We start from the raw sequence: 11,895 nt of genomic DNA on the forward strand, positions 1-11,895 counted from the left end.
AATGATATGCTAAGAGAAGCGAAATTCAATCATCGGGGCAGGGCACTTAAGCAATATTTGCATTGCATTTAAGTCCTAGTTGCCGCCACGGGTTCAGTATAGACGATCGCCCTCTCCTTTGTCAAGGGATGGGAGAATTTGCCGGCCCACCCATGACGAGGCGTGGATTGAAACCCAGGCCCGGTCATGGTTTGAGTTAAGGAACGAGACGCTGCGATTCCACAGGGGTTACACCACAGTTACGTTGCGATTGCCGAAATCCAGGTCTTCGAGACTTTCGGCCACATCCAGGGTAACAGTGTAAGCGCCTGCTTCCGGGAAGCTGGGGGAAAAACCAGTCGGCAGCACTTCCCGCAAACTGTAGGTACCCGGGAGCAAATTGGCAATTTCATATTCACCGCGCTCATCAGTAACGGCATTGGGTTCGTTCGGATCGAACAAGCCATTTTCGTTCACATCCAAATAAACCGTTACCCCCTCAAACGCCGGTTCAGTAAGAATCGGTGGGTTAGTGCCATCGGGAGTACCACCGTCGGTATCCGGGCCAAACACGCCAAGCAAGTCATCAGTGGTTGCAAACACTTGCGCCTGGGAATCGATTTCGCGCAAACTGCTCAACGATGCATTCGGCCCGACGCCAAACGCGCGCAGGTTCACATCAGAAGCTCGCAATCCGGTGACTTCATCGAGATAGTCCAAGCTATCATCCTCGCCGTCGGACATAAAAATTGCATTGGCATTGCCCGGGAGAGTGCCCAGAGAGGCGATCGCATTCTGTGCCGCTTGCAATCCTGCCTCAAAACTGGTTCCCGCTTCAACGCCAAAGGATTCTACGGTAATCGATTGCAGGAGTTGGTCTACATCATTGATGCCGTTATTGTCCGCATCTGCACCGGCTGCGATCGCCATTTGCATGCCACTGGTAGCCAAATCCATATCCAGTAGCGCGCCAGTTTTGCCAAACACCACCAGAGAGACATTTGTCGTTTGAGCCAAACCGCGATCGCGCAACTGTTGATTCAATGCCTGAAAACCGGCCAACTGAGCATCTAACACCGTATTGGCCAATCCATCATTATTCACATCCCCCACTTCCGTCCCTTCAATTGCATCCAGGGTACTGCGGGAAACATCCACCACATAAATCACATCCGGCGAATTGCCAGCAATCAATCCGCGATCGCGCACCCCATTCCCATTAAAATCAATCCACTTAGTTCCACTTACCGAGGCACTGCCTTCCAGGATATTCCCGAAATCCTGATTTTCCACCGTTTCGTTCAATCCAAGCTGCACCAAATATCCATCGCCGGATTCCGGGAAAGTTTGCGAAACGCCGGCATTCACCGCCTCGCGGACGATATACTCTCCCGGCGCTAAACCGGTAAACTCATAGCGCCCTTCCTCATCGGTGACCACACTCGGTTCGCTGGGGTCGAGTTGTCCGTTGTTATCTAAATCCAGGTAAATAGTAATTCCACCGAGTCCGGGTTCTAACGCTGGGTCGCTAGCGCCCCCACTACCCCCACCGGTTCCGGGGTTCAAATCGCCGAAGACGTCTAAAATCTCATCGGTGGTGGTGAAAATTTCTGCACCTTGGTCGATTTTGGTTAAATCAGCTAATGACGCAGAGCTTCCCACGCCATAGCTTCGTAAATTCACCTCGCGATTTTTCAGGGCAGTTACTTCATCTTCATAGGGGTCTTGGTTGTGCTTACCATCGGAGAGGAAAATGATGTTACCTTCTCCAGTGGGGGTGTTTAAGGCATTTAAGATGTCTTGGGATTGTTCTAAGGCATCTTCAAAATCGGTAAATCGTCCGACGCCTAAATCGGCAACTTCGATAGATTTGAGGGCATCTTCCACATCTAACGTGCCGTTACCATCAGCGTCGGCGAGGGGGGTGGCGTTGAGTTGCACGCCATCGGTACTCGGATCCATATCTACGGAAGCGGCATTGGTCCCGAAGACTACCACGCCCACATCGGCGGTATCGCCAAATCCCAGGTCGATGAGTTCTTGGTTTAAGGCGAGAAAACCGGCGAGTTCGGCATCGAGAATCCGGTTGGATTTGCCGTCGTCGTTGACATCGCCCACGGGAGTTCCGCGAAATCGGGCATTGGTACTGCCAGAAACGTCAATCACGAAGACCACATCGGGTTCGTCTCCTTGGATGAATTCGCCGTCTCGGATGCCGTTCCCATTCAGGTCGTTCCATTTTAAGCCGCTAATGCTACTGCTGGTGTTTTGGGTTTGAGAGGCGATCGCGATATATTGGATGATTTGCTCGAAGCTAATTTGGGTGATGGATTCGACGCCATAAAAACTGCTGATTTCTTGGGCGAAGTTGGTGCGATAAAATTCAAAATCAACCACGCTTGAGGTGCTTAAGCCTTGGGCTAACCCCGCACTAATCATAAATTCGTAAGTTTGCTCGAAGCTCACTTGCGAGAGGGATTCAACTTGGTAAAAGTTGGTGATTTGTTGGGCGAAGCGATCGCGATAAAAGTTGAAGTCAATAAATTCGGAGGTATTGAAGCCCGATGACAATCCAATGGTGGTTAGATAGGAAAAGGTCTGCTCGAAGCTAATTTGCGAGATGGACTCAACTTGATAAAATTCCCGCAGGTTTTGGGCAAAGGTTTCGCGATAATAGTCGAAATTGACGTACTGGGAGGGATTGAGTCCTTGGGAGAGTCCGACTTCGACCAGGTGGGTGACGGTTTGCTCGAAACTGATTTCGGACAGACTGGTGACGTTGTAGAAGCTGGCGATTTGAGTGCTGTAGTTGGTTCGATAGTAGTCTAAATCGATAAATTGAGAAAATTCGCGATTTTCTTCTAGTCCAAACTGGAGGAAGTGTTCTAAGGCGCTGCTGATTTCGCCTTGGCTAACGGCGGCGGCGACATCGGTATTTTGCGCTAAATAATATTCGGCGTCAAATAAGAAGCTGGGCGATCGCTGTTGTTCGGCCCCTAATGTAACGAAATGCTCGAATAGGCTGCTGAATTCTCCCTGGGCCACTGCAGTGGCAACCTCGGGGTTTTCCAAGCGATAAAAGTTAGAATCGAACCAAGCAAACGGATTGCGCCCCTCGGCGGCTCCAAATGTGATAAAATGCTCGATTAAGCTACTCACCTGTCCGGCTTGCACTGCAGCAACAACGTCGGGGTTTTGCTGGGCGTAGAATTCCGGATCGAACCAATAACCGGGGTCGCGACCTTCGGCTTCTCCAAACAGTCGGTAGTGTTGCTCTGCACTGGTAAATTCCCCCCGGGTGATGGCTGCTGCAACGTCGGTATTCACCGATAGGTAGTAGTTTTCGTCGAAAAGCACTTCGATGGAAAGGCTCATACAATCCCCCTAAATTGACTTTGGCAGTGTTGTCTGGTTTTTTGCCCGGGGAGTTCCCTTGGCTGAGGTAAAATTTTCGGCTTCCGTATTTTCTCGCAGATGGATGGCGATTGGTTTTATTTTTTAGGGAAAGGGAAATATTCCATACAGTTGGCGGGGGAGATGGGGCTTAATCCCCATTTTCGCTTACCCGTGATGGAGCACTACCGCCTGTAAAGACAGGCATAGCCGGAGAACTTCCTTTCATCGGCATCATTAGTTTTGAAAACCTGGATTAGAGCGTTTTTCAGAGTGATGCGATCGGCGTTGCGTGATTATTATTCTGACGTATTCTGACCGATATAGAATGGAGCGATCGCCTTAGACTGTAGGCATTTCCTTTACTATTTTACTCAGCTCCGATAAGGGGAATCAAGAATCGCTCGATTTCGTCAAGATAGGCTGTTAATCTTGTATGAATTCCTCTTTGTCGTAAAATTTCTAAACTCGTCTCTTCCCAACACTGGCGTTTGCGTTCCATATCTCCATCTGTCAGCATTTCTACCACAAATTTAGGATTTCTAATGCGACTGGGTTCTTCCTTTGAATTTGAACGAAGTCTATGTGACTCCTCATAAGGATCGAACGGTAATCGAGCCTTTAGTTCTGCTAACCGTTGGATTTCCTCTGGATTAGATAGAACCAACCCATTTAAAACCCAGGCTTCCCGCATTTTGTCTGCTGTGCCAATAACAATTTTTAATGAATTTTGTGTATTTTTGCGTTCGTTGCGGACTTGTTCTATCGCTGCTCTGCGCGCGGGTTGATTATCTAAATCGCGAATAAAAAGCACCGCTTTAATCTCTGGCGTTCTTTGAAAATAACCAATCAAATTAAGAATTTTAATAGAATTAGCTGCATCATATTTCAATGGGGGCATTCTATTCTTACGACGACCGCGAAACCTTGGCATCTGAATTCCTCGTTCTTCTGCCCACTTAAGGATATCGACAATATCTTTCCAACAAGAATGAGCGGAATTTTCTTTTAAACCGCTCCATCGAAATAGATATAGAAGTTGTTCGCGCTCTAGCCAATCGATTTTTTCGAGGAACACTCGTTCGGCTAGATAAGTAGCAGTTCTTGCGTCTGCACTACTTTCTACAATGACAATAAACTCAATCATGGTTTTCCCCTTCAAGCACCCAGTCTTCCTCCTCCGCATCCCAAATTTCGCCAGTAGTTAAAGTTTGTTGTGCCCATTCTATATCCGGATGTTCGTCTAATCGTTTGACAGGAGTAAATCCTGATTTTGGATTATTAAATACATGGACTTGAGCCGGGGTAAGTTCATCAAAGATATAAGGAGAATGAGTGGAAAAAATAATTTGCAAATTAGGATTAGAGAGGATAATTTCCTGAAAAACAGCGATGAGTTCTCGTTGTGCTTTGGGATGAAGTTCCTGTTCCACGTCATCGAGTAAGACTAAATTGGGTTGTGGAGGATTCATGAAAACAGTCAATAATCCGAGAGCGAGCATTGTGCCTTCGCTAATGGCATGGGCTGGAATGCGATCGCCGGTATTCATATCGAGGATAACTTCTTGTCCGACCATTTCCTGAGTTTCGTCGTAGGAAATGGCTTTTCCATCCACTTCAATTAAGCGTTGGCGATTGACTTTGACCTTAGCTCGCCTTATGCCTATTTTCCGTACCGGTGGAACAATTCGTTGCAATAGTTCCTGAAAAACCCCTAGCACTCACCAACAGTTTGTCTTGTTCACGGGTGGTTAAAAATTCAGGCGCTCTTTGATATCCAAAAATAGTTTTAAAGGGGGAATTCGCCAATCTACTCAGGTAATGGAGAGCTTCTAACACGGAGGTTTTACCAGAACTGTTTTGTCCCACCAGTGCGTGAAGACGCGATGCATCTAAATTCAGTTCTGTATCGTGATGAGTTTTGAAGTTCTGAAGTTTTACATTTTCCAGCATGGAAGTGTTTGCATTCTCTTGTCTGGGTGTTTACGGATAGGTAGGGAATCGGTGAATGGGGAACGGGGAACAGCGGTGGCGATCGCCACTCCCAATCCAGACCCCCTGCAATAGCCATTCAAATTCCGTTACCTCTCTTGATTATCCATGTTGCCAGTGCATTGGCATTTTCATTGAGGTAACATTTGGAGGGAGGGAAAACTCTGTGCTTTTATTCTAGCAAAATGCCTTTTTTGTCTACAGAAACCCAGCTCAGTAGTGTACGTAAAAGAAGAAGCACGGTGAATCGAACCAAACCTTAAACTGGGGAGATTTCCAATAAAAAAGCGCCTGAGTTGTCTCAGACGCTCATAGCATAAAACTGCTAAATTGTCAAGTGTAATTTACCCTTCCAGGGCGTTGGCACCGCCGACCACTTCGAGGATTTCTTGGGTAATGGCGGCTTGACGGGCTTTGTTATAGGTGAGAGTCAAGGTGCCGATTAGTTCGCTGGCGTTCTCGCTGGCGTTGTTCATGGCGGTCATGCGCGCGGCGAGTTCGCTGGCGGCGGCTTCTTGCAGTGCCCGCAGCAGTTGGTTATTCAGATAAAGCGGGAGCAAGGCTTCCAGAATTTGGGTGGGGTCTTGCTCGAAAATCATGTCGCGGGGGAAGGTGTCGGAGGAGGGGGTGGTGACTTTTTCCCGTTCGACTTGGAACGATCCGCCTTGGGTGGTGAGGCGGAAGATTTCATCGTCGGCGGCTTCTAAACCTTGCGGGTCGAGGGGCAGGAGGGTTTGCACCACGGGTTTGGAACTGATCAAGGAGACGAATTTGGTATAGACCAATTCCACGCGATCGACGCTTTCGGATAAGAACAGGGAGAGCAATTCGTCGGCAATTTCCGAGGCTTCTGCGGCGGTGGGAATCTGTTCTAAGCCGGTGTAGTTGGCGTCGATGGGGGCGTTGCGACGGGTGAAGTATTGGGTGGCTTTGCGCCCGACGAGGACGTATTTATAATCGAGTCCTTCGGCTTGCAGTTCTTTGGCGCGCGCTTCGGCGCGTTTGATTAGGTTGGTGTTGTAGCCACCGCACAGACCCCGATCGCCGGTAATCACCAGCAAGCCCACAGTGTTGACTTCCCGTTGTTGCAACAGGGGCAAATCCACGTCTTCGAATCTCAGGCGAGATTGCAAGCCGTAGAGGACCTGGGCCAGGCGATCGGCAAACGGGCGAGTTCCGAGAACCTGTTCTTGAGCGCGGCGCACCTTGGCGGCGGCGACGAGGCGCATGGCTTCGGTAATTTTTTTGGTGTTTTTAACTGACTGAATGCGATCGCGAATCGCTTTTAAATTTGCCATAACAAAAAATCAAGAATGAAGACTTAAGAATTCCCTAATGATGAAGAATGAAGAATCGAGCCGGCATCACCATTGCCTCGGTGAATTCTATGCGACTCAATTCTTCATTCTCGAGGTGACTAAGCGGCTGCCATGAAGGATTGCTTAAATTCGTTAATGCCTTCCTTCAACAGATTTTCGGCTTCTTCTTCCAGCTTCTTGGAGCTTTGAATCACTTCGGCATACTTGGGCTTGTTCGTCCGCAGATATTCGCGCAGACCCTTGGTAAATTGGGTAATTTTATCCAAGGGAACATCATCTAAATAGCCGTTAATGCCGGCATAGATAATGGCCACCTGTTCGCTGACGGACAGGGGAGAATATTGTGGTTGCTTGAGTAGTTCGCGCAGGCGCTGACCCCGGGCCAATTGCTTCTGAGTGGCCGCATCCAGGTCGGAGGCGAACTGAGAGAAGGCTTCGAGTTCGGCGAACTGAGCCAATTCCAGTTTCACTTTGCCGGCCACTTTCTTCATGGCTTTGGTTTGGGCGGCGGAACCGACTCGGGACACGGAAATCCCGGCGTTCACTGCGGGACGCAGACCGGAGTTGAACAGGTCGGAAGACAGGAAGATCTGCCCGTCGGTAATCGAAATCACGTTGGTGGGAATGTAGGCGGAAACGTCGCCGGCTTGAGTTTCGATGATTGGCAGAGCGGTCATGCTGCCTTCGCCCATTTCGGTGCTGAGTTTGGCGGCGCGTTCGAGCAAGCGAGAGTGGAGGTAGAAGACGTCGCCGGGATAGGCTTCGCGACCGGGGGGACGACGCAGGAGGAGGGACATCTGGCGGTAGGCTTGGGCTTGCTTGGAGAGGTCATCGTAGATCGCCAAGGTGTGCTTGCCTTTATACATGAAGTATTCGGCGATCGCCGCACCGGTATAGGGGGCCAGATATTGCAGGGTGGCCGGTTCGTTGGCGTTGGCGGCGACGACGATGGTGTAGTCCATCGCGCCTTTTTCTTGCAGGGTGCCGACGACTTGCGCCACGGTGGAGGCTTTTTGTCCGATCGCCACGTAGACGCAGATCACATCTTCATTTTTTTGGTTGATGATGGTGTCTACGGCGATGGTGGTTTTCCCGGTTTGGCGATCGCCGATAATCAACTCGCGCTGTCCCCGTCCGATGGGAATCATGGAGTCGATGGCGGTGATGCCGGTTTGCAGGGGTTCGTACACGGACCGCCGTTCGATAATCCCTGGGGCGGGGGATTCGATCAGGCGGCTTTCGCTGGTGTCGAGTTCGCCTTTGCCGTCAATCGGACGGGCGAGGGCATCTACGACGCGACCGCTGAGGGCGTCGCCTACGGGTATCTGGGCGATTTTGCCGGTGGCGGTGACGTTGGATCCTTCTTGGATTTCCACCCCGTCTCCCATCAGCACTGCGCCCACGTTGTCTTCTTCGAGGTTGAGGGCGATGCCGATGGTTCCATCTGCAAATTCCAACAGTTCGCCGGCCATTGCTTTTTCTAGGCCGTAAATCCGCGCAATGCCGTCACCAACTTGCAATACGGTACCGACGTTGGAAACTTTAACTTCCTGGTCGTACTGCTCAATTTGCTGGCGAATAATATTGCTGATTTCGTCGGGTCTGATGCTGATCATGGCAGTTTTTCGCTATGAATTCTCTTGGGTTGTTTGTTGTAGATCTAAGGGGGTTGAGGGTTGATTTTGGCGCTGGATCGCTCACCGCTCAACCGGAAACCAACGCTTCTGGGTTAGACGCTACTGAGACTAATCCCAATTCGCCGCAGTTGTCCGCGCAAGCTGGCATCGAGCACCTGAGAGCCAACTTTGATAATCACGCCGCCGATGATTTCGGGGTCGATTTTGGTGTCGAGTTCCACGTCGCGGGCGGATGAGATGGCGCGTACTTTGTCGCGGATGGCATCTTTTTGTCCGTCGTTGAGTTCTACGGCGGAGGTGACTTCGGCTAAGACGGTTTGATTGAGCTTGCGAAGCAGTGCGAGGTATTGTTGGGCGATTCCTTCGAGAAAAATCGCGCGCCGGCGATCGACGAGCAGCATGACAAAGTTACGGGTGAAGTGCTGTACCCCCTCGCCCATAATTTGCCCCAAGATGTCTTTTTTGGCTTGGTCTTTGATAAAGGGGTTGCTGAGAACTTGCTGCAGGTCTTCTGAGTTTTTCAGCACTTCGATGATGCCGCGCATGTCTTCGCCGATCGCATCGGTGAGGTTGTGTTCTTGCGCTACGGACATCAGGGCTTGCGCGTATGGTTCGAGAATTTCCGCTTGGACTATACTCATCGAGACCCTCCAAGCATGGAGATGCTGTTATCTACAAGTTTTTGCTGTTTGCCTTCGTCAAGCTGGGCTTTCAGTTGGCTTTCTACTCGTTCTAATGCCAGTTGTGTGGCTCTTTGCCGCAATTCGGCGATCGCTCGCTCTTGTGCGGCACTGAGGTCCTGTCCGGCTTCGGCTTGCAAGCGCTCTATGTCTTTTTGCCCTTGGGCCAAAATTTCTTCTTTGGCCACTTTGGCTCTTTCTTGGGCTTGCTCGACGATTCTTTGGGCTTCGGCTTGCGCCTGGGCGAGTTTTTTCTCGCGATCGGCTAGTTGTGCTGCCGCGTCTTTCTGCCGTTTTTCGGCTTCGGCGATCGCCTTTTCTATATTTTCCCGTCTTTCGGCTAAAATTTTCCCTAATACTTTTTGCCCAAAGTAAATCAGGACGCCGATGACGATCGCCAGGTTTACGATGTTGGTTTCAAATAAGTCTAGATTTAGACCGAAACCCCCTTCTGCCGCCTCTTCTACTGAAGCGATCCACCAAAAAGTTCCCATGATTCTCTTCGATAACTTCCTTTTCTAAATTCACTGGTTCTCTGGGACGTTTTTTGCGGGTTAGAGGAAAGGTTCTCGTTAATATTTAACCGTTAATTACTACCCTCTAACTATTGACTAACTCAGAGCCTAATAGCTTTTCGAGAATCTGGCGACTCAAGGCATCGACTTGCTGCTCTAGCGAACTCATCGCCGCTTGCTTTTGCTGTTCGATTTCTTGTTGCGCTTGTTCGCGTTGCGCTTGGGCCTCCCGTTGTGCCTCGGCAATTTTCTCAGAGACGATCTCCTGCGCTTCTTCTTGCGCTTTGGTAATTATCTCTTGCGATTCTTTCCGACTTTTCGCTAAGGCTTTTTCGTATTCTCTCGCCAAGTTTTCCGCTTTGGACAAGCGCTCTCGCGCATTCTGTTCGTTAGAACGAATATAATCCGCTCGCTCGTCGATCGCGTTTCCCAGAGGCTTGTAAAAAATGGCGTTGAGCACTACCGCCAGAATCAAGAATTGCAGCGCCATTAGGGGTAAGGTGGCATTAAAATCAAACAGGCCACCTTCTTCTACCGCTGTTTCAGCGGCTAGCAGGATTGTCCAATGCATCATATTCAATCAGCCGCTTGTGGTTGTTTGGGTCAAATTTCTATCAAGACCAGAAAATTTTCGCCAGTCGCAGAAAAGCGGGCGCTTTCCTACAACTGGCTGTCTATTTCTTAGGAGAAGGGGTTCGCAAACAGCAACACCAACGCCACAACCAAGCCGTAAATTGTCAGCGCTTCCATGAAGGCTAAGCTCAACAGCAAGGTGCCGCGAATTTTTCCTTCGGCTTCTGGCTGACGGGCAATCCCTTCTACTGCTTGACCCGCTGCATTACCTTGACCCAAACCCGGGCCGATCGCAGCTAAACCAACGGCCAACGCAGCAGCAATAACGGACGCAGCAGCAGTTAATGAATCCATGATTTTTTCCTTAGTTTACGAGTTGAACGACAAAACGAGTTTGATGGTCTTGCGCTTGGCGCTCTCCACACGAGTTTTCGCGCGGTCGCACTCTCAGCACACAGGCAATCGCTTTCCTTCCCTATTTTACGATCGCGATCGCCCTTTTTCTCTACTCATGCTCTTCCCCATGTCCTTCCATTGCTTCGCCTATATAGGCACCTGCCAATGTGGCAAAAATAAGAGCCTGAATTGCACTGGTGAACAATCCCAGTATCATCACCGGTAACGGAATGAATAAGGGGACTAACAGAATAAATACTGCCACCACCAGTTCGTCGGCTAAAATATTACCAAATAGACGGAAGCTTAGGGAAAGCGGCTTCGTAAAATCTTCCAGAATATTGATCGGCAACAAAATCGGGGTCGGCTCAATATACCGCTTAAAATACCCCAACCCTCGCTTGCTGATTCCTGCGTAAAAATACGCTAAGGAGGTCAACAGCGCTAATGCCACGGTGGTGTTAATGTCACTCGTCGGCGCTGCTAATTCCCCTGATGGCAATTCCAATACCCTCCAGGGAATTAGTGCCCCGGACCAGTTGGACACGAAAATGAACAGAAATAGCGTGCCGATAAATGGCACCCACGGACGATACTCTTTCTCGCCGATTTGGGTTTTGGCCAAGTCCCGGATGAATTCCAGGCCATATTCCATGAAGTTCTGCACGCCACTCGGCACTCTTTGCAGGTTCCGAGTCGCTACCATGGAAAGCACCACTAGCACGGCAATCACAAACCAGGAGGTGAGGAACACCTGTCCGTGCAGTCTAAAATTGCCAAGGAGCCAGTAAAAATGTTGGCCTACTTCCAACTCGGCAAGGAAAATACCACTCAATTGGTTTAATCCCTCGATGGTGTGCATTTAGGAACCTTCTCCCTTTCAGTTGAGGTTTCCAACCTGACGACAGCCTATTCGGCATCAGGCAGAAGGGTCGTTTGTAGGACGTAGACGAATAATGCGGCTTTATATGTCAGGAAACCCAAAAATATGGGCAATACCTGTAGCTGATTCCATTGGGTTGCAACTATAATCAACCCAGCGAATAATGCAAGCCTGGATTTACTTAGGCTGCTTTTCTCCCTCCCTAGCCGCTCGACGTCTCTTGCCAACATTCTCAAGTAAACCACACCCACGCACGCCCCGATCGCATAATTCAAGGCGACGTTTAAGGAGTAATAGAACCATGCAGACACAAACGCGATCGCGCTCATTACAAAGGTGTAGGCCAACAACTGGTTTTTGAGCTGTAGGTACTCCTCCATTGAGCGATCTACGTTCTCTTTAGCAGTCTCGCTTTCTACGCGCTCCTGCTCTTCGGATGGCTCCTGCCTTTCTGGGTTGGTTTCGGGAGATGGGTCTGACAAGTTCACCGTCTGTACTTTTCTCTCCAGATATTTCAACCTGGATGCT

12 protein-coding genes are annotated in these 11,895 nt (G+C 49.8%); all 12 read right to left on the minus strand.

Annotated elements, in window-relative coordinates; all coding sequences use genetic code 11:
- Window positions 1-228: 228 nt before the first annotated feature.
- The gene (locus LKK83_RS28355; protein WP_324634815.1) at window positions 229-3,354 is read right to left on the minus strand and encodes an SdrD B-like domain-containing protein; all 3,126 of its coding nucleotides are present in this window, start codon (window positions 3,352-3,354) and stop codon (window positions 229-231) included.
- 388 nt (window positions 3,355-3,742) lie between these two features.
- The gene (locus LKK83_RS28360) at window positions 3,743-4,519 is read right to left on the minus strand and encodes a hypothetical protein (protein WP_324634816.1); all 777 of its coding nucleotides are present in this window, start codon (window positions 4,517-4,519) and stop codon (window positions 3,743-3,745) included.
- Window positions 4,512-5,069, minus strand: coding sequence for an AAA family ATPase (locus LKK83_RS28365; RefSeq protein WP_324634817.1), 558 nt, complete (start codon window positions 5,067-5,069; stop codon window positions 4,512-4,514). Before LKK83_RS28365 ends, LKK83_RS28360 begins: the two co-directional genes overlap by 8 nt.
- Window positions 5,020-5,325, minus strand: a complete 306-nt coding sequence (locus LKK83_RS28370) for an AAA family ATPase (protein WP_324634818.1) — start codon at window positions 5,323-5,325, stop codon at window positions 5,020-5,022. The genes LKK83_RS28365 and LKK83_RS28370 overlap by 50 nt, the downstream gene beginning before the upstream one ends.
- Window positions 5,326-5,708: 383 nt before the next feature.
- Complete coding sequence (locus tag LKK83_RS28375; protein ID WP_324634819.1) at window positions 5,709-6,662, minus strand: F0F1 ATP synthase subunit gamma; 954 nt, start codon at window positions 6,660-6,662, stop codon at window positions 5,709-5,711.
- Between the two features lie 119 nt (window positions 6,663-6,781).
- Window positions 6,782-8,299, minus strand: coding sequence for a F0F1 ATP synthase subunit alpha (gene atpA / locus LKK83_RS28380; RefSeq protein WP_324634820.1), 1,518 nt, complete (start codon window positions 8,297-8,299; stop codon window positions 6,782-6,784).
- 113 nt (window positions 8,300-8,412) lie between these two features.
- Window positions 8,413-8,961 carry an ATP synthase F1 subunit delta gene (gene atpH / locus LKK83_RS28385; protein WP_324634821.1) on the minus strand — a complete coding sequence of 183 codons (549 nt, stop codon included), beginning with the start codon at window positions 8,959-8,961 and terminating at the stop codon, window positions 8,413-8,415.
- Window positions 8,958-9,494, minus strand: a complete 537-nt coding sequence (locus tag LKK83_RS28390; protein WP_324634822.1) for a F0F1 ATP synthase subunit B — start codon at window positions 9,492-9,494, stop codon at window positions 8,958-8,960. Before LKK83_RS28390 ends, atpH begins: the two co-directional genes overlap by 4 nt.
- A gap of 106 nt (window positions 9,495-9,600) precedes the next feature.
- Window positions 9,601-10,089, minus strand: coding sequence for a F0F1 ATP synthase subunit B' (locus tag LKK83_RS28395; RefSeq protein ID WP_324634823.1), 489 nt, complete (start codon window positions 10,087-10,089; stop codon window positions 9,601-9,603).
- 107 nt (window positions 10,090-10,196) lie between these two features.
- The gene (gene atpE, locus LKK83_RS28400) at window positions 10,197-10,442 is read right to left on the minus strand and encodes an ATP synthase F0 subunit C (RefSeq protein WP_324634824.1); all 246 of its coding nucleotides are present in this window, start codon (window positions 10,440-10,442) and stop codon (window positions 10,197-10,199) included.
- Between the two features lie 151 nt (window positions 10,443-10,593).
- Window positions 10,594-11,346 (minus strand): F0F1 ATP synthase subunit A, encoded by a 753-nt coding sequence (gene atpB / locus LKK83_RS28405; protein WP_324634825.1) that lies wholly within the window; start codon window positions 11,344-11,346, stop codon window positions 10,594-10,596.
- Between the two features lie 47 nt (window positions 11,347-11,393).
- A complete protein-coding gene (locus LKK83_RS28410) occupies window positions 11,394-11,855 on the minus strand; it encodes an ATP synthase subunit I (protein ID WP_442957378.1) in 462 nt (153 codons plus the stop codon).
- Between the last annotated feature and the right edge of the window lie 40 nt (window positions 11,856-11,895).

The organism is Phormidium sp. CCY1219, from assembly GCF_035615515.1.
Lineage (GTDB): Bacteria > Cyanobacteriota > Cyanobacteriia > Cyanobacteriales > Laspinemataceae > CCY1219.